The organism is Spirosoma knui, from assembly GCF_054780635.1.
Genome location: NZ_BAAGVY010000001.1, coordinates 391,900 through 411,450 on the forward strand (window position 1 = coordinate 391,900; position 19,551 = coordinate 411,450).

At 52.4% G+C, this 19,551-nt stretch carries 13 protein-coding genes; 9 read left to right on the top strand and 4 right to left on the bottom strand.

All coding sequences use genetic code 11. From position 1 onward, the window contains the following. The first annotated feature begins 356 nt into the window (after positions 1–356). The 7 genes from ACYVIY_RS01610 (at position 357) to ACYVIY_RS01640 (ending at position 10,043) form a co-directional block, all read left to right on the top strand. Complete coding sequence (locus ACYVIY_RS01610; RefSeq protein ID WP_460974497.1) at positions 357–1,067, top strand: GNAT family N-acetyltransferase; 711 nt, start codon at positions 357–359, stop codon at positions 1,065–1,067. 214 nt (positions 1,068–1,281) lie between these two features. Next, complete coding sequence (locus ACYVIY_RS01615) at positions 1,282–2,541, top strand: AAA family ATPase (protein ID WP_460974498.1); 1,260 nt, start codon at positions 1,282–1,284, stop codon at positions 2,539–2,541. Between the two features lie 56 nt (positions 2,542–2,597). Beyond that, a complete protein-coding gene (locus ACYVIY_RS01620; RefSeq protein WP_460974499.1) occupies positions 2,598–4,490 on the top strand; it encodes a CocE/NonD family hydrolase in 1,893 nt (630 codons plus the stop codon). 291 nt (positions 4,491–4,781) lie between these two features. Continuing rightward, positions 4,782–5,144: a hypothetical protein gene (locus ACYVIY_RS01625; RefSeq protein WP_460974500.1), complete on the top strand. Its 363-nt coding sequence runs from the start codon at positions 4,782–4,784 to the stop codon at positions 5,142–5,144. Between the two features lie 117 nt (positions 5,145–5,261). Continuing rightward, the gene (locus tag ACYVIY_RS01630) at positions 5,262–6,581 is read left to right on the top strand and encodes a cryptochrome/photolyase family protein (RefSeq protein WP_460974501.1); all 1,320 of its coding nucleotides are present in this window, start codon (positions 5,262–5,264) and stop codon (positions 6,579–6,581) included. 67 nt (positions 6,582–6,648) lie between these two features. Continuing rightward, complete coding sequence (locus ACYVIY_RS01635; protein ID WP_460974502.1) at positions 6,649–9,009, top strand: TonB-dependent receptor; 2,361 nt, start codon at positions 6,649–6,651, stop codon at positions 9,007–9,009. A gap of 2 nt (positions 9,010–9,011) precedes the next feature. After that, positions 9,012–10,043 carry a DUF4249 domain-containing protein gene (locus tag ACYVIY_RS01640; protein ID WP_460974503.1) on the top strand — a complete coding sequence of 344 codons (1,032 nt, stop codon included), beginning with the start codon at positions 9,012–9,014 and terminating at the stop codon, positions 10,041–10,043. On the opposite strand, the gene ACYVIY_RS01645 is transcribed toward ACYVIY_RS01640, so the two are convergent. The 4 genes from ACYVIY_RS01645 to recQ all read right to left on the bottom strand — a co-directional run bounded on the left by ACYVIY_RS01645 (position 10,044) and on the right by recQ (position 16,151). Beyond that, positions 10,044–11,282, bottom strand: a complete 1,239-nt coding sequence (locus tag ACYVIY_RS01645) for a lytic transglycosylase domain-containing protein (protein WP_460974504.1) — start codon at positions 11,280–11,282, stop codon at positions 10,044–10,046. A 125-nt stretch (positions 11,283–11,407) separates the two neighbouring features. Then, a complete protein-coding gene (locus ACYVIY_RS01650) occupies positions 11,408–12,613 on the bottom strand; it encodes a lytic transglycosylase domain-containing protein (RefSeq protein ID WP_460974505.1) in 1,206 nt (401 codons plus the stop codon). Positions 12,614–12,779: 166 nt separating this feature from the next. Continuing rightward, positions 12,780–13,847, bottom strand: coding sequence for a lytic transglycosylase domain-containing protein (locus ACYVIY_RS01655; protein WP_460974506.1), 1,068 nt, complete (start codon positions 13,845–13,847; stop codon positions 12,780–12,782). A gap of 183 nt (positions 13,848–14,030) precedes the next feature. Then, positions 14,031–16,151 carry a DNA helicase RecQ gene (recQ, locus tag ACYVIY_RS01660; RefSeq protein WP_460974507.1) on the bottom strand — a complete coding sequence of 707 codons (2,121 nt, stop codon included), beginning with the start codon at positions 16,149–16,151 and terminating at the stop codon, positions 14,031–14,033. A gap of 205 nt (positions 16,152–16,356) precedes the next feature. On the opposite strand from recQ, the gene ACYVIY_RS01665 reads away from it, so the two are divergent. Beyond that, entirely contained in the window at positions 16,357–16,878 is a 522-nt protein-coding gene (locus ACYVIY_RS01665) for a hypothetical protein (RefSeq protein WP_460974508.1), read from the top strand. 158 nt (positions 16,879–17,036) lie between these two features. Then, entirely contained in the window at positions 17,037–19,463 is a 2,427-nt protein-coding gene (locus tag ACYVIY_RS01670) for a YVTN family beta-propeller repeat protein (protein WP_460974509.1), read from the top strand. Positions 19,464–19,551: the final 88 nt, after the last annotated feature.

Consider the following 19,551-nt stretch of genomic DNA (forward strand, 5'->3'; position numbering starts at 1 on the left):
TCGGCAGCCCCTCGTCCGATAATTTGGATCCGTGGCCAGGCCAGTAAGACAAGTTGATCAATTAATATGTTTTACCGCTCCCGAACTATCCCACAAAAAATCCGTTATTCTATTGCAAGACCCGGATAATTTATCGAACATTGTCCGCGTTTTTCACGCAACACCGATGGCAAAGCTCGTTTACATACCGACCTTCTTCCATACTACGCCATTTCGGTCTAGGTCCGAAAGGACTATATCTATTTGTTTGCCTATGCGGTAAACTTTTTCCGACTCGTTTTCTTATTCAATTCACTTTAACAATCTGAACGGATCACAACGTCTCCGTACGCGGAATAATCCGCCAATTAACGACGATGATAACGCCCGAAGTAGTCAACGATCAATATATAGTGCAGGTCGCCAGTGAAAACCACTTACGGTTGGCCGAAACCATCTGCCATGAAATGGAAGAAAGCGCCAAGGCTCGGGGAACCGGCATTGCCAAGCGATCACCCATTTATGTGATGGAAAAAATGCTCGAAGGCAAAGCGATTGTCGCCACGACCATGTCGGGTGACTGGGTCGGCTTTTGCTACATCGAGACGTGGGAACACGGTAAATTTGTGGCCAATTCCGGCCTGATCGTTCATCCTGAACACCGGAAAAGCGGCATCGCTACGCGCATCAAAGCCAAGGCGTTTGAATTGTCGCGAAAACGGTTTCCGGATGCTAAAATCATCGGGATTACCACGAGCCTGGCGGTGATGAAAATCAACTCTGACCTGGGGTATCAGCCCGTTACGTTGAATGAGCTGCCGGGGGACGATGCGTTCTGGAAAGGCTGCCAGACTTGCGCCAATTTTGATATTCTGACCCGTACGAACCGCAAGCACTGCCTGTGCACGGGGATGTTGTACGATCCCGAAGAGCACAAGAAAGAGCAGAAAGAGGATAAATGGAATTTCCTGAAGGAATCCAAGCTGTACGAACGCTGGATGCGTATTAAAGAACGGATTCTGCTTCGGCTGCACGTTCACGATCGACCACGTTCGCGCAAATCGGAGCGGGAGCTGGAAACGGTTTAGCTATTAGAAAGACTTTATAGCAAGAGCCTTCACCAATAAATGGGTGAAGGCTCTTGTGTTGTAAATCCTATCAAGTGAGCTACGAATGAGCTAATTACAACGTATGTGCTCGTGCGTTGGAGCCGTAATCTTGATTTGCCGTAAGCAACTTGCCCCGGTTTGGTGTTGTACTAGTACGTTGTTGAATTCACGTTTTTCCGAACGGCCAACTTTTATGATTATTAACCTACCTGAACGTGTGCTTGTGCTGCTGATCGGTGTCAGCAGTTCGGGCAAGTCTACGTTTGCGGGGTTGCATTTTAAGCCGACGGAGATTGTATCATCGGATCATTACCGGGCGGTTATCGCCGATGATGAGAACGACCAGCGAGCTACTCGGGATGCGTTTGAACTAGTTCATCTGATTGTCGAAAAAAGACTTAAACGGGGGCTGCTTACCGTAGTCGACGCAACAAACCTGAAAGCGATTGACCGCAGCGATTACCTGAACATGGCCAGGCGCTACGGATTGCCCGCTGTTGCGCTGGTGTTCGATCTGCCCGAATCGGTGCTAGTTGATCGTCACCGCTGGCGGGCCGACCGGGATTTTGATGAATCGGTCATTCTGCATCAACTGACGAACCTTCAGCATACACAGGAACATCTGCTGGATGAGGGATTTCTGGCCGTGCACACGTTAGACTCACCGGAGGTCATTAATAGCGTCGTTATGAAACGAATCACGCAGAGCGATACGCATCAGAAAGAAACGGGCCCATTCGACATTATCGGCGATGTGCACGGCTGCTATGACGAACTAACCGAGTTGTTGTTGAAACTAGGCTACGACTCGACTGAGTTTACGCATTCTGCCAGCCGAAAACCAGTATTTGTGGGTGATTTGGTAGACCGCGGCCCTAACTCAGTCGCCGTGTTGACACTGGTGATGCGGTTGGTGAAAGAAGGAAAGGCCTTGTGTGTGTCGGGAAATCATGACGATAAACTCAGGCGGTATTTGCGGGGAAACCGGGTGTCGCTCACGAACGGACTAGCCGAAACCGTAGCCCAGGTTGAGGAACAGCCCCGCGCTGTACGCGATCAGATTCGGTCATTTCTGGAAAGTCTGCCGTATTACGTCCGGCTTGACGGCGGGCGATTGTTGGTTGCCCATGCCGGCCTGCGGGAAGACCTGCACGGACGTAGTGGTGAAGTGGTACGGGCATTTTGTCTGTTTGGTGCAACCAACGGCCAAACGGATGCGTTTGGCTTGCCGGTTCGCCTGAACTGGGCCGCAGAGTATACAGGCAAAACGGTAATTGTGTATGGGCATACACCCATTGCCAACCCGGTCTGGCTGAACAACACCATTGACATTGATACAGGCTGTGCGTTTGGCGGCAGACTGACCGCGTTACGTTACCCCGAACGTGAGTTAATATCGGTTTCGGCAAAGCAGCAGTACGCGATTCCGTCGCGCCCATTTTTGCCCGTTTGACTAGATTGAGTATACTTACTTCGTTAACATTCACTCAGCTATTTAATCACTTCTTCATGTTGACTATTAGAAAGCGGCTGCTAACCGTAATCCTGTTGGCAGCGGCTTCGTTCAGTTACGCACAGCCCGGTGCCGATTCGCTGTTTGTTCGTCAGAACTACGTAAAAATGGATCGCCGGATACCGATGCGCGATGGTACAAAGCTCTACACCGTTATCTACGTACCGACCGATGCCAGTACGACGAACCGGTACCCGATCCTGATGGAGCGAACGCCGTATTCAGCCGAACCCTACGGTGAGGGCAAATATCCGAAAACCGGACCGGGCATGAGCCGGGAACTGTCGCAGGAGAAGTACATTTTCGTGTATCAGGATGTGCGTGGCCGGTACATGAGCGAAGGGAATTTTGAAGAAATGACGCCGAACGTACCTGATTCCGCTCCGGCCAAAAAGGCACCGAAAAAGGGAGCTGTAGCCACCGACGAAAGTTCAGATACGTATGATACCATTGAGTGGCTGCTGAAAAATATTCCGGCTACGAATGGCCGAGTGGGCCTGATGGGAATTTCTTATCCTGGTTTTTATGCCTCGGCGGCTTTGCCCAATGCCCACCCAGCGCTAAAAGCGGTATCACCGCAGGCACCGGTGACAGACGAGTTCATTGGCGATGACGCCCGACACAACGGCGCGTTCTTTTTGCTGGACAACTTCTCGTTCATGAACTACTTCGACGCGCCCCGGTCTGGGCCGGTTGAAAATTATGATGTGCTTTTTCGCTGGAGCCCAACCGATGCATACCAGTTCTTTCTTGACTTAGGTCCCGTCAAAAACGCCAATGGGGCAACGTATTTCAACAATAGGGCGAAAATTTGGAATGAATATTTACAGCACGATACGTATGACACGTATTGGCAAAGCCGGAACATCCGTCCACACCTGAAAAATGTAAAGCCGGCGACGCTTGTTGTTGGGGGCTGGTTCGATGCTGAAGATTTATTCGGGGCGTTACGTACGTATGAGTCGATTGAAAAGCAATCGACGGGTAACCAGAATCAACTGGTTATGGGCCCTTGGACGCACGGAGCGTGGGGGCGACCGGACTGGAGTCAGTTTGGGCCACTTACATTTGGACAGAACACGGCCAAGTATTATCGTGACCAGTTTGAATCGTCATTTTTCGCGTTCCATCTGAAAGACAAAGGCCAATTCAATCCGGCCGAAGCGTCCGTGTTTGATACGGGCACCAACGCCTGGAAATCGTTTGATACCTGGCCGCCCAAAGCCGCTCAATCCCGAATGGTTTATATGGCACCCAATCGCCAATTAGGATCGACACCTCCCCAGGTCGCCGATTCGTTCGATGAATACGTCAGTGATCCGGCTAACCCCGTGCCGTATACCGACGGTGTTCATGCCCGGCGAAATAATCAGTATATGATCGAAGATCAGCGGTTTGCGGCTAAGCGTCCAGATGTAGTCACGTACGAGACTGAGCCGTTGGCTGAGGATATGGTGGTAGCTGGCCCGATCAACGCGACCTTATTTGCGTCAATGACCGGAACGGATGCCGATTTCATCGTGAAAGTGATTGATGTACTTCCGGACAGCGCGGCCCAGGGAAATCAGTCGACGGGCTATCAACGGCTGGTGCGGGCCGACGTGTTACGGGGTAAGTTTCGCAACTCGTTTGTTAAGCCTGAACCGTTTAAGCCTAACGAAATAACCCCGGTTGCTTTCCAGTTGCCTGATGTGATGCATACGTTCCGGAAAGGCCATCGGCTGATGGTACAGGTGCAAAGCTCCTGGTTTCCGCTGGTTGACCGAAACCCTCAAAAATTCATAAATATCGGTAAAGCTGAGGCTGCCGATTTTCAGAAAGCAACCATACGTCTGTATCATGACAAGGCACATCCTTCCCGCATCGAGCTGCGAGTACTGACGAACTAAAGCAGTCGCTTAACATTAACGTAACATTACTACCAGATTTATCTGAAAAAAGCCGCCTGTCACTAAGGCGGCTTTTTTATTATATCCAACTGATTGTCAGATTGAAATATAGACAAATGGATGAGTTTGATTATAAACGTGGTGCGTCCGATTATGGCTCAAAAATATAATATACCCTTTTGTTAACATTTACTTAACATTAGCGTAATATTACAATACCATTAAGTCTTATAACGCAAACGGGTTATCTAGACAACTGGGCATTGTTCCGCTTTACGACAACCGAAGTCCATGAGAAACTTTTTTTTTCTTATTACGCTGATCGGCTTCCTGGCGACGCAAGCCTACGCTACGTCGACAAAAGCGCGCAAACCCAAAGCCGCTAAACCTACTCTGGCACAGCAACTCGCCAGGTACGTTTCCTTTCCGGATGCACTCCGACCAGCTAGCGGGGCCAGTGTGGTGGTCATTCGGTTTCGGGTCAATGCTGACAACGAGCTTTGCCAGTTGGAGGTCTTTAGTAAGAACGAACAAATCGATACGGCTTTAATTCAGCAGTTAACGGGCAAGAAACTGGTTGGCTACGAAAGCGATGCCAGCGAATACGTACCGGGCGAACGACATACGGTTCGGCTGCGTTTTCAGCCCCAATAGGTATATCTTCGATAATGAATGAGTCGTTCGTGATCCTGCTTACGAACGACTTTTTTATGCTCAAACATTTGGGTTGAACCCCTCGTTAGGCCACCGATCAATAACCCACTGTACAAAATGACTGAACCGCTGTCCATTGTATGGCTCCGGCGTGACCTGCGCCTGCACGACAATGCCGCTTTGTATTACGCACTCAGAAGTGGCAAGCCCGTGCTTGTCGTTTTTATTTTCGACCGCCTGATTCTGGATACGCTGGAAGACCGTCAGGACCGGCGCGTGGAGTTCATCCATACCGAAATTCATAAGCTGCATCGTGACCTGGTGAAGATGGGATCGGGAATTGTAGCCCGTTACGGTCGTCCCATCGACGTTCTAAAGCAATTGACCGAAGAATACAACATTGCCGATGTATACACGAACTACGACTATGAAGTATACGCCAAAGAGCGTGACGCTGTTGTCGGTACTATGTTAGAGGAGCGGGGCATTGGCTTTTATGTCAGTAAAGACCAGACAATTTTCGACCGAGAAGAAGTGGTGACCGGCAGTGGTTCACCATATACCGTTTTTACGCCCTACAGCAACAATTGGTCGGGTAAGCTGGCGGGGCGTTTGGGGGAGTTCTATCTTAAATCGTACCCAACGGAGAAATACTTTGCCAATTTCTATAAAACCCAGTCCGATAGTACTATCCCTACGCTGGAGGAAATGAATTTTCATCCGGTAGGAGAAGCTTTTCCGAAGCCAACCGTTTCGGCCGAACTCCTGCGGGCCTATCAAAAAATGCGGGATTTTCCGGCGCAAACCGGCACGAGCGAGTTAGGCATTCATCTGCGGTTTGGCACCATCAGCATTCGCGATCTGGCCCGGCAGGCGCAGGAAACTAGCCCCACGTTTTTGAAAGAACTGGCCTGGCGAGACTTCTACTTTCAGGTTCTGGACCATTTCCCACACGTCGAAAAACACTCGTTCCGGCGTGAATACGACAACATTCAGTGGCGAAACAACGAAGCGGAGTTTGAACGCTGGTGCGCCGGACAAACGGGCTACCCGTTAGTCGATGCCGGAATGCGTCAGCTAAACGCAACGGGCTGGATGCACAACCGGGTCCGGATGGTAACGGCCAGTTTCTGCGTAAAACACCTGCTCATTGACTGGCGCTGGGGTGAAGCCTATTTCGCCCGAAAACTGCGCGATTATGATCTGGCTGCGAACAACGGGGGTTGGCAATGGGCGGCTGGCTCTGGTACCGATGCTGCACCCTACTTCCGCGTGTTCAATCCGGCGCTACAGGCCCAGAAGTTTGATCCACAGGGAGAATACATTCGCAAATGGGTACCTGAATTTAACGGGCTGAGCTACGTGCAACCCGTTGTCGAACACAGCGTTGCCCGGCAGCGGGCTATTGATACGTACCGAAACGCGTTGGCTAAGTAGTTTGTCGCTGTTGCAACCTTTTTCGTAGCCTACGGGTCGCTCTCTGGCTGTCTCGTTGGTCAACGGTATGATCTTTCGGTATCTTCTTGCCTGTGTATTCGCGCTTCTCCTTATTCCGACGTCGGTTCGGGCTCAGCAGCGGTTGCGTATGACCGTCCTGGTGCGTGACGGCGTCACCAAAAAGCCTATTCCCGGAGCCAGCCTGCTGGTTGGTGAAACCCGAGCGGGGGCGCAAGCCGACAGTGCGGGCGTCATTACGCTGAATCATGCGCCGGGTGCCCTGACCGTATACATTTCAGCCGTTGGCTACATACGTGGCCGAGAGACTATTGTTCTTGATTTCAACAAACGTATCGAGTACTTCTTACAGCCCCGGTCAACCGACCTGGAGGAAGTGGATGTCCGGGCTACGCGTGAGGATAAAAACATCAAAACTGTGCAGATGGGGCAGATTCAGTTAAGTATGCCCGAATTGAAACGAATGCCCGTGGTGCTGGGAGAACCGGATATTTTGAAGGCGCTGGCCCTTCAGGCGGGGGTTACTACGGCGGGTGAGGGGGCCGGAGGCTTCAACGTTCGGGGCGGACGGGCCGACCAGAACCTGGTTCTAGTGGATGGAGCTCCGCTGTTCAATACGTCGCACCTGCTCGGCTTTTACACCAACATCAACCCGGACCTGGTACAGGACGTTAGTCTAAACAAAGGCGCTTTTTCTGCGCAGTACGGTGGGCGGGTGTCGTCGCTGCTGTTGATGAGTACTCGGAACGGAAACAAAGAAGGCTGGCGCGTGTCGGGCGGACTTAGCCCGGTGAGCGTTCGGGCCCTGGTTGACGGACCGATTTCGAAAAAACTGACGCTGGTAGCAGGCGGACGGTTTGCGTTTCCAAACTATTTGCTTCGGTCGTTTCCCGTAACCAGCGTAAAAAATAGCCGCGCATCTTTCTACGACGGCAACATTAAGCTGACGTATACGCCCGATGAACGGAATACCATTGCTATTTCAGCCTATCGGAGTCAGGATAACTTTCGCTTTCCGGGCGATACGTTATACGGATGGCATTCCGATGTGCTGACGGGGCACTGGAGTTACCTGGTTCGCCCAAACGTACAGCTTAACCTAACGGCGCTTTACAGTGGCTATCACCTGAACGTAGACGGGGTGACACCGGGATTAACCTTTCAGTTTACATCGTTTATCGAGCAGCGCGAGGGGAAGGCAGATGTCTATTATACCATCAATCCGAAAGCGAAAGTGCAGGCCGGGATCAACGGCATTCTGTACCGAGTTCAGACCGGTGACATTACGCCCTCGGGCGAAAATTCAAGCATCAATCGGCAGCGTATCGACCCCGAGTTAGGGCGTGAACTGGGTGCTTACGTGAATACTGAGTGGGAACTAACCCCGCGAATTTCGCTCATGGCGGGCTTGCGGTATTCGATGTTCTCCTTTCTAGGGCCGCAGACAATTTACCGGTACGCAGAAAACGTACCGCGTTCACCCGAAACGGTGGTTGATTCCGTGGGGTACGGGAGAGGGCAGGCAATTCAGAACTACGGCGGTCTGGAACCGCGCGTGGCGTTACGTATTCAGGTTGCCCGAAACTCGGCCATAAAAGCCAGTATTGGTCGCACCCGCCAGTACGTAAATCTGATTTCCAATACCACTGCTATTACACCCCTCGACTTCTGGAAATTAAGCGATCGCTACGTACCACCGCAAATTGCCGATCAGGTGTCGCTGGGCTTATTCCAAAATCTCAGCAACAACGCCATTGAGCTAAGTATAGAAGGGTATTACAAACGACTTCAGAACCAGATCGACTACCGCTATGGAGCAAACCTGATTCTGAACCCCAGGCTCGAAACTGCCTTGCTGCCCGCGTCTGGCCGGGCCTATGGGGTGGAGTTTGGCGTCAGCAGCAACAAAGGCCGATTAACGGGGCAGTTTAACTACACCTATGCCCGCTCGCTGATTGCCGTGCAGACGCCGTTCGACGAGCTTCGTATAAACGGCGGTGACTATTATCCGTCGTATATCGACCGGCCGCATACGCTGAATCTTCAGGCTCGCTGGGCCATGTCGCACAACTGGTCATTCTCCACCAATTTTGTGTATTATACCGGCGTGCCTGCTACGTATCCTGACGGTCAGTACACCTACGCGGGCGAACCGGTGCTGGACTACTCCCGGCGCAACGCAGACCGGATTCCGGATTACCACCGGCTGGACGTAGCGTTTTCAAAAGACACTCGATTTACCAAAGCGCAGAAACGATACGGTATCTGGACGATCGGGATCTATAACCTGTATGCCCACAAGAATCCCTACTCAGTCTATTTTACCCGCTACAACCAGCGGACCGAGTCATACCGATTATCGGTCTTCGGTACGTTGATTCCATCCATTGCTTACAATTTTTATTTCTGACCATGACTCGGTTCATTGTCTTTATACTTGCGGTAACGGCGCTCATAAGCTGCATTGATCAGGTGCAGTTGCCGGTTCGGACGGAGGAACCAAGGTTGGTGGTTGAGGGCCAGATCACCAACGAAGCTCCGCCTTACACGGTCAAACTTACCTATACGGGGAAATATAGCGGGAGCGAAGGACAAAACCCCGCCGATCAGTTTGTGTCCGGAGCCCAGGTTAGCTTAGCCGACGATCAGGGCCGTTCAACTCGATTGGTAGCAACAGGGCCGGGTGTTTACCAGACGGCTGATTCGACCTTCCGCGGGCAGGTAGGGCGTTCGTATAGCCTGAGTATTGTGCTGACTGATGGCAAACGCTACGTTACCAGTCCGGAGCGAATGCCGATTGTACCGGCTATCGATAGTATCTCGAGCCGCTTAGTTCGCGTTGAAAATATTATCACACCCTTTCGGTATAGTTATGCAATTACGACGCAGGACCCGGCTGCCGAGAAAAATTACTACCGCTGGACGGCTTTTGGCGTAACAACCCGGCGCTCAACGGGATTGCCCTGCTGTCTGGGGTGCCCATCGATTTGCCTGGACCGCTGCTGGGTAACCGAGTCGACCGATGCAGTCAACATTTACAGTGATGAAGCGATCAACGGCAATCCGATACGGAACAGGGCTGTTTTTCAGTTGCCGGTTTATGCCATTGGGCCGCAACTGGTAGAGGTGCAGCAGTACAGCATGACGCAGAGTAATTACCAGTTCTGGAAGCTGTATCAGCAGCAGAACGCCCGAACCGGCAGCATTTTTGATCCTTTACCTGCTCCTGTAACAGGCAACGTAGTGAATGCCGATAATCCAACTGACCGGGCCAGGGGGTACTTTGCCGTTACGTCCATTACCCGGAAGCGGTTTCGCAATCCAGCTGTCGAAACGACCGGTTCTGCCGTGTACGGATTTATTGCCAGTCAGATCATACCACTATATGATTGCCGGGATACATATGGTCCAGTGCCCGTTATGGAACCGGAGGGCTGGCGATAATCAGAGCTTCCATTGAACGAGCCAACCCGGTTTAATCTGTTTAGGTCGGGGGACACCGGCCAGTCCCGTTGCAGGGTTCATGGCCATCAGGGTAAGTGGAATGGTCGTTTGGGTTTCGGCCGAAATGGCTTTTGTGGCCCTGAAAAACACGGTGCCGCGCGCGTCAATATCATCCACAATGGCGTACAAAACGTCGCCCACTTTTAAGGCGTCCTCGCCAATCTGAACATCTTCGGTCAGTGTAAAGGCCCAGCTTTGCCCTAGCTTAAGTTGACCAGCCCGCAGGAGTTTGGCGCTTACGTCGCCCACGAATACCGGCGCAGTGGTTGGCTGCTGCTTGAGTAACTCCGTCAGCAGACTATCCATGACGCTGGCTTCGTTGCGGACGGCACCGGCTGGTTCATCTGCCAGCTGACCGATGGGAATGCCTACCGGTTCAGGCTCTTCGTCCTGAAGCCAGCCCATCCGCCGGGCCTGTTGCCGCTCAAGTTCGTAGGCATTGACGGACGCAGCCAATAAAGCCCCGTTGCCCAAGCTATAAGACGGGTTCGTGAACAGCTCTTTCATGGCGAGAATTCGGTACAGGTAATAGCCGGTTTCAGGGTTCATGGTCATGGCGTAATAGTCGCGGTGGCCAACTCGGGTGATTTTCCGCTGCACCATGCCAACGCCCCCGTTATAGGCCGCGGCCACGAGCGTCCAGGAACCCAGTTTGCGGTACAGAAACTTCAGGTATTTGCAGGCCGCTTCGGTGGATTTCTTCAGGTCCGTCCGTTCGTCATTGCCGGGGGTAATCGACAACCCCATATCCTGCGCCGTATCGTCCATAAACTGCCAGTAACCCACAGCACCCGCCGACGAAATGGCACTGGCGTGCCAGGCGCTTTCGATTAGTGGCAGGTACTTGAAGTCGTTCGGAATCGCATGCTTACTGAGAATGGGCTCGATCACCGCGAAATAGGGAGTCGAGCGTGCCCGTAAGGCTTGCACATGCTGAATATAGCCCGAACTGCTGGCCAGGGCGAGCGCTAGTTTAGCCGATACGTCACCCTGTTCGGTCGGTACCAGTTCACCGCAGAAATGCAATCGCTCCGGACGAAGCCGCTGGGGCTGCAATTTGGTTATCGGTCGCACCGCTTTACCCGGATGCGCAGCCGCTTTCTTTTGCGCCCAGCCGACCTGACTAGTCAGTAAAACACTTAAAATCAGAAGAGGTACGTATTGAATGGCTCTTGTCAAAACAATCAGCATTGGTTCAGCCCATAGACAACGAAGCCCGCCTTGGGTTTAGTTCGGATGGATGAGGGCGAGTTAGGAAACGGGAAATAGATGACGCTGCCGCTAAGCCCGCTTTACAGGCAGTATTAAAGCGCTTTCCACGTAAGAATCCAGCCGGATTTGAGCTGATCGACATCCGGTAGGTTGATGCCGATGCGGCCGGTTGAGGCATCAACGGCCGTCAGGGTCAAATTATACGTGTATTTGTCCTGAGTCGAATACAGCTTGTCTGCGCGTAAGTACAGTTTGTTCGTTTTGGGGTCTATGTCTTCAACTACCGCGTAGAGCAGGTCGCCTTCTTCTACCTCAATGCCATCGGCGAGGCCATGTCGGGTCAGGTGAAACACCCAGGTCTGACCGCGTCGTAAATCGGCCGTTTCGCTCAGTCGCGCCTTGATACCCCCCCTGAAAACGTCGGCTGCATTGGGTAGCGGAATATCCATCGTTCGTCCGGCGAGGTGGGTGGCGCTTTCTGGAATGGGTGTATCTACCGCTGCCTGCGTAGCGTCGTCTACAATCAGTTCCGGAATTAAAATGTCCTGACCAGTTTCGGAACCTGGGTAAAGGGGTTCACTCAGGTACGCCATCATCTGGTCGGGAATAATGTGCGGGTAGCTTTGGTAATTCGAGAATAGCTCTTTGAAGGCCAGTATCCGATACAGGTACTTTCCGGTTTCGGCATTCAGGCGGAGGTAATAATAATCGCGCTGCTGTTGTTTCCGGATATTGCCTAGTAAAGCGCCGATGCCGTTGTTATAAGCCGCAGCGGCCAGGGTCCAGGAGCCCAGTTGATTGTGGAGATAATTTAAGTAACGGCAGGCCGCGTTCGTCGACTTGATGAGGTTGTGGCGCTCGTCGTATCCAGGCCGAATCGTCAAACCCAGTTCGCGGGCGGTAGCGGGCATAAACTGCCAGTATCCAACAGCCCCTTTAGGTGACACGGCGAACCCTCGAAGCGCACTTTCAACCAATGGAAGATACTTAAAATCGAGGGGAATGTGATGCCGGGCCAGAATCGGCTCAATAATGGGAAAGAACGAGGCCGCCCGCTGTCTGATCCGGAACAGGGCCTGGTTCTGGTTGGTGTTTTGCACTAAAGCGGATACCAGCCGACGTGCAACAACTTCTTCGTGTATGGGCACTGACTCACCACAGAAATAGACAGGAGGTAGTACTTTGATCAGTCCGGGATCGGTTGACGGCAGCGCAGGCTCCATTGCGTTCGACATCCGGTTATACTGACTTGTTAATACCAGACTGGTTATCAACGTACAGGAAGCAAGCAAATTCATCAAACAGGCACGTACTAGTTACGTATGGGTACCTTACTTTGACGGGTTATATAGTCTATAGTAACACAATACTATAGTTATTTTTTTGTCGCTTGATCTACCGCTACGGCACACAAAAAGGTCACCCTGACTAGAGCGACCTTTTGTGTTACGTACTGAATGTCAATTAAAGCCAGTCCCAGAAGTGCAGCGGACGAGTGCCTTCGCCTTTGTTTAACTGCAAAAAGCGGGGGCGACGGAACCGAAGTACCATCAGGCCCATCATCAGCTTCTTAATGGGTAAATGATCGCCTTGTTTTTCCAGACCCGCATCACGCGTGGCCGAGGAAGATTCCGGTGATTTGGAAGCCATCGCAATAAACTGCTGCGTGTCCGATGGCGCTTTCGTCAACGCGGTGTTTGGCCGGGGACCCCAGGTTGGGTCGTTGTAGTCTTCGTCAACGAGTTCTACGGTCGGCGAATCCTTGATTTTCTTCGACAGCGCCAAAGGCTTTGTCCAGCTTGGCAGCGGCTTGGTCAACTGCGCAATCGTGGAATTACGGAGCAGCAACGAATACTGCCGCGGGTTACTGAGCAACTCCTTATACGCCAGAATCCGGAACAGATAGTGACTTGTTTCGCGGTGCAGGCGGAGTCGGTAGTAATTTTTCTGCCCTTGCTGCACCATCCGATTCTGTACGTGCGTAATACCGCCGTTATAGGCAGCAGCTACCAGCGTCCACGAACCTAATTCAGCGTAGAGTTGGTGCAGATACCGACAGACGGCCACTGTTGCTTTCTGGAGATTGTAGCGTTCGTCGACTTTGCCATTTACGGTCAAGCCTAACTCCCGGGCGGTGCCAGGCATCAACTGCCAGTAACCCGATGCACCTTTCGGAGATACACAGTCGTTGACCAGCGCACTTTCAGCCAGCGGCATGAATCGGAAATCCCGGGGAATCTTGTACTTCCGAAGAATCGGGTCGATGATGGGAAAGAACGTAGAGGCCCGACGGCGGAGGTCAAATAAACATTCGGGCTGAGCGCCATACGTCCGGAGCGTTTGTACCCACCGGCGCGAAACACGGGGTTCGTCGACCGGAACTTCTTCCCCACAAAAATAAATTGGAAATACCCGTTTGGAGGAATCAACAACCAACAGCGAAGGGTTATTTAGGCCGTCTGGCGACTGAAGATTTCGGCTTGTATCCGCCCCGATTGTGGCTAAGCCAAAGGCCGGTTTAATGGCGGCCATAAGCAATGAAAAACCTACTTCTCTTATCAAAATAACGGTATTTGTTGTGGTACATAGAGACGACAAAGCCCGTACTAACGTAGCGGGCTTGCCATACATGACTCTACGAATATAGCTGATTATCTGCGAACTACAAAACCGCCGTTCTGAGAATTATCCAACGGCCCAGCGAAAAGTAGGATTTTATCTGCCCATCAGCCCCACAACCAGGGTTATTTTGGCGTAATCGTACCGCCCTTCCAGATGGTCGAAAATGGGCTTGAGCCGGCCTTCTTCGAGGCCGACGATGTCAATCGCCTGCTCAATTTGCCGACGCTCAAACGGGTCGACAAGAGAGGCTAAATCCAGGTCGTAGCCTGCCTTCGCGAGCTGTACCAGATGACCTGCAATGGAGCCCGCCGTAAGCTGCCGTTCGGCCGCAATTTCGTCGATCGTGAGGCCCCGATTATACAGATCGAGGGTAATTAATTGGGTAGCTCCCTTGGGCTTTTCGCCTGCCTGCACCCGGCCCTTTACGTGTCCGACAATCGCATCCAGAAACCGCCTGCCGAACAGTTGCAGCTTGCGTTCGCCGACACCACTTACGTTACGTAACGCATCGGGCGTGGTTGGTCGCTGCCGCGCCATGTCTTCCAGCGTAGTGTCGGTGAAAATAACGTAAGGGGGTACATTCTGCTCGTCGGCCAGTTCTTTGCGGAGGGCACGAAGCCGCTCGAACAAATCGTCGCGGTTGGTTTCCGTTTTGGTCTTTGGTTTCTCGACCACCGGTTTCGGCGCATCGTCGGGACGAACCAGATCAATTTTGCGGCCTCCGTAAAGCACCTGATCCGCCAGGATTCCCCGACGTAAAGCGTAGTGCTGGTCATAGCCAACCTCAATCACGCCAATGTTAATGAGTTGATGCAGGTAGTTGCGCCAGTCTTCAAAGCGAAGGTCCCGCCCAGCGCCATACGTTTTTACCTGATCGTAACCACCCTGTAGCACCGCCTGGCTACGCGAACCGCGCAGAATGTCGATCAGCAGGTTCATCGGTACGCGTTCGCCCGTCCGGATGATAGCCGAGAGCGCTTTCTGGGCCAGGATGGTGCCGTCGAACGTAACGCGCGGGTCGCGGCAAACGTCACAGTTGCCACAGGGCTCCGCTAACTCCTCCGAGAAATACGACAGCAGGATCTGACGACGGCAGGTGTGGGCATCAGCGTATTGCTGCATCCGCTCCAGCTTAGCGAGCTGTAAGCCCAGGTTCGCCGGGCTGTTTTCGGCCAGCATTTCCTTATACGTCGCTACGTCGGCAAAGCTGTAAAACAATACCGTCTGCGCATCGGCTCCATCACGCCCCGCCCGCCCAATCTCCTGGTAAAAGCTTTCGATGTTTTTGGGCATGTTGTAATGAATCACCCAGCGCACGTTCGACTTGTCGATGCCCATGCCGAAGGCAATGGTCGCGCACATGATCCGAACGTCGTCGCGCAAAAACGCTTCCTGCGTACGCGCCCGATCGTCGGGGTCCATCTTGGCGTGGTAGAAGGCCGCGCTGAATCCCTTTTCCTGAAGCTTTGCCGCCAGCGACTCGGTCGATTTACGGCTCAGGCAGTAGATAATACCCGACGTATCGGGTTTGCGTTGCAGGAGCCGGATAATCTGCTGAATGCGGTTCTGACCAGGTAAGACCTGAAGACTAAGGTTGGTCCGGTTAAACGATGAGATAAAGACCGCCGGGTCGTTCATGCCCAGCCGCTGGCCAATATCCTGACGCGTAAGTTTATCGGCCGTAGCGGTTAACGCTACGGTGGGTACCTGCGGAAAATGTTCTTTTAATACGTGTAACTGCGTGTATTCCGGCCGGAAGTCGTGCCCCCAGGACGAAATACAGTGCGCTTCGTCAATGGCGAAGAGCGAAATGGTCACGCGCTTCAGAAACGCAAAAAAGGACTCAGTTAGCAGTTTTTCGGGGGATACGTACAGCAGTTTAAGCTTGCCGCTGAGGCAATCGGCTTCAATATCGCGCTGCTCTCGACTGGTTTGCGTGCTGTTGTAGAAAGCCGCCTGAATGCCGTTCATGTGCAAGGCTCCAACCTGGTCTTTCATCAGGGCGATCAGGGGCGATACCACAATAGTAATACCCGGCAGCATCAACGCCGGAATCTGAAAGCAGACTGACTTACCACCTCCCGTAGGCATCAGCACCAATGTATCCCGTCCGCTCAGGATGGACCGGATGATGTCTTCCTGCATGGGGCGGAAGCGGTCATATCCATAATAACGTTTGAGATAATCAACTGGCGACTGGTCGGCGATGGTCATTTTACTACGGGTATATACCTATCAAAAATACAAAAAAAAGCGGAAAACAGTGCCCTGTCGGTGCACTTAGGATTCTGTGATTTCAGCCCCGATTGGCTTGATTACAGAATAGACCATTTATGTAGTTTTAACCGATAATTAATAAGCATTTACAAAAAAATATTGAAATTACTACCAGAATAAAATTAGTTAAACACACATTTTTATGAAAAAAGTCTTAATCATGCTTGGCCTTTCTCTGGGCTTACTGGTAACTGGCGCGGGTATAGCGCAGGATACGAAGACCGCTAAGAAGGAAATGAAGGAAGCCGACAAATCGGCTAAAAAAGCGGCTAAAGCTGAAACAAAGGCCGCTAAAGATGCTACTAAAGACACCGAGATGGCCGATCGGATGGCAAAGGCCCGCGCTGCGAAAGCCGAGAAAAAAGCGGCTAATGACGCTGGTAAAGTGGATATGACAGATGGGGCAGGCCTGAAGGATGATAAGATGAGCAAGTCGGTTGCCAAAAAAGAGGGTGGAAAAGCAATGGCTAGTGCCGTGAACCGCACAACTGTTCCGAACAAGGCGGGGATGAAAGAAGAAAAAGCGACCCCAGCCGATTATAAAGCCCCTGTCGATAAGTCGCAGAAAGGACCCAGTGGTGAGGTTGTGTATACCGGCCCACGCGGAGGGAAATATTACATTAACAAAAACGGAAACAAGACGTATCTGAGCAGCAATCAGTAGACGACCTCTTTTATAACAAACCAGGACCATTGTCAGCGACAGCCCTGGTTTGTTATAAAAGAGTGTCAGAACCTGACAGGGCTAAGAGGACTTAACAGATAGGTAACAGAACCTGGTCTTGTTCTGCATTACCTTTACATTCCCTAAACCGTCCTGCTATGCGCTCTTTCTTCGTCTCTATTCTCTTTGTTGCGTGTGGCTTGACCTTCGCGCAGGTGCCCAAATCGCCTGCCCCAGCTGTTGCACAACGGTTGTTGTTACCCAATGGCTGGAGTCTGACGCCGGTAGGTCATTCGCTTCCATTGGGCGATCTGCCCCTGAACATGGCCGTATCACCCAATGGCAAGCGGCTGGCGGTGACCAACAACGGGCAGAGCACGCAGAGTATTCAGCTTATCGACGTAGTGGGGGAGAAGATTCTGAGTGAAGTAGAAATCAGTAAGTCGTGGGTAGGCCTTCGCTTTCACCCCGACGGGAAGCGACTACTGGCCTCGGGTGGCAACGACAACCGCATTCTAATCTACGACATAACCGGCGACAAGCTGGTGAAAACCGATTCGGTGGTACTCGGCAAACCCTGGCCCATCCGCATTTCGGTGGCGGGTATCGAAACGGATAGAGCCGGAACAACGTTGTACGCGGTCACGAAAGACGACAGTACGTTGTATGTCTGTGACCTGGCAACGAAACAGATACGCGACCGCATCAAACTCCCTGCTGAAGCATATACCTGCCTGCGGTCTCCGGTTTCCGACGAACTATATATATCTGTGTGGGGCGCTGAGAAAGTTGTCATTTATGATCCCAAACAGCAGAAGCTTACCGGCGAGATCAAGACCGGCAGCCATCCCAACGACATGCTGTTTAGCCGGAACGGTAGGCTGTTATTTGTTGCCAATGCCAACGACAATTCGGTTTCGGTGATTGATGTCAAGTCGCGAAAGGTGCTCGAAACGGTCACTACGTCTCTGTACCCCGATGCTCCGGCGGGCAGCACGCCCAACGGGCTTGCCTTATCGGCCGATAATAAAACCTTGCTCGTTGCCAATGCCGACAACAACTGCCTGGCTTTGTTCGACATGTCGAGGCCCGGCCGCAGCCGATCGCTGGGCTTCATTCCGACCGGCTGGTATCCGACGTCGGTAAAAGTTGTTGGCAAGAAGGTACTGGTGGCCAACGGTAAAGGGTTTTCGTCGAAAGCCAACCCGAACGGGCCGAACCCGTACAAACGCCGGGAGTCGGGGACGGAATACATCGCGGGCTTGTTCAAAGGAACCTTGTCTATGTTCGATCTGCCGAAACCGGCAGAGTTGGCGGGTTTGTCGAAACTGGTTTACCAGAATACGCCCTACACCAAAGAGAAAGAGAAGCTAGCCGCTGGCGAAACCGGTACTCCCGATGCGGCCTCCCCAATTCCGAGGGTTGTTGGTGCCAGAAACTCGCCGATCAAATACGTCTTCTATATCATCAAAGAAAACCGGACATACGACCAGGTGTTTGGTGACATGCCCGGCGGCAATGGCGATACGTCGCTCTGTTTGTTTCCCGAGAAAGTAACGCCCAATCAGCACGCTCTGGCACGGGAGTTTGTGCTGCTCGACAACTTCTACGTAGATGCTGAGGTCAGCGCCGACGGTCACAACTGGAGCACGGCCGCCTACGCAACGGATTACGTGGAAAAAGTCTGGCCAACCAGTTATGGTGGCCGGGGCGGTACGTATGATTTTGAAGGAAGCCGCCCGGTAGCCTATCCCAAAAAAGGGTTTATCTGGGATTATTGTCAGCGGGCCGGGCTTCGGTACCGGAGCTACGGTGAATTTGAAGCCTATTCTAAACGGAAAGGGTCATCGCTGGACGGTCGGTTTGCGCCGGGGTATCCGGATTATGATCTGAAGATCAAAGACATCGACCGCGTTGAAATCTGGAAAAAGGATTTTGATTCGTTGGTAGCAGCTAAGGCGGTGCCGCATTTCAGCAGCATTCGACTTGGTAACAATCATACGAGTGGGCCCCGAGTAGGCGCGCCTACGCCAGCGGCTCACGTCGCCGATAACGATCTGGCGGTGGGGCGATTCGTAGAGTATCTGTCAAAAAGCCCGATCTGGAGTGAATCGGCCATATTCATCCTCGAAGACGACGCCCAGAACGGAGCCGACCACGTCGATGCGCACCGCTCACCGGCGTTGGTGATTAGCCCGTACACGAAGCGTAAACACATTGAGCATACGATGTACTCAACTTCGGGTATGCTACGTACCATGGAGTTGATTTTGGGATTGCCACCCATGAGCCAGTACGATGCGGCCGCCCGGCCGATGTTCGCCTGCTTCACCAACACGCCAACACTGACTCCCTACACGCATATTCCGGCCAACATCGATCTGGAAGCCAGGAATACCGCCATGACCGAATCCGCGCGCCAATCGGAAAAACTCGATTTGCGCTATGCCGAAAAGATTGATGACCGCCTGTTCAACGAAATCATCTGGAAGGCGGTTAAAGGGGAACACTCGGTTATGCCTGCTCCTAAGCGTGGCGCGTTTCTGGTTGTCGCTAAGAAAGACGACGATGATGACGACGATTAACCGTTTATGAAGTTGTCGCTCATCGGCCCAATCTCAATCTGTAATTTGCGTACGAATAGTATTGTTTGAGATTAGTTCGGTCTAACAA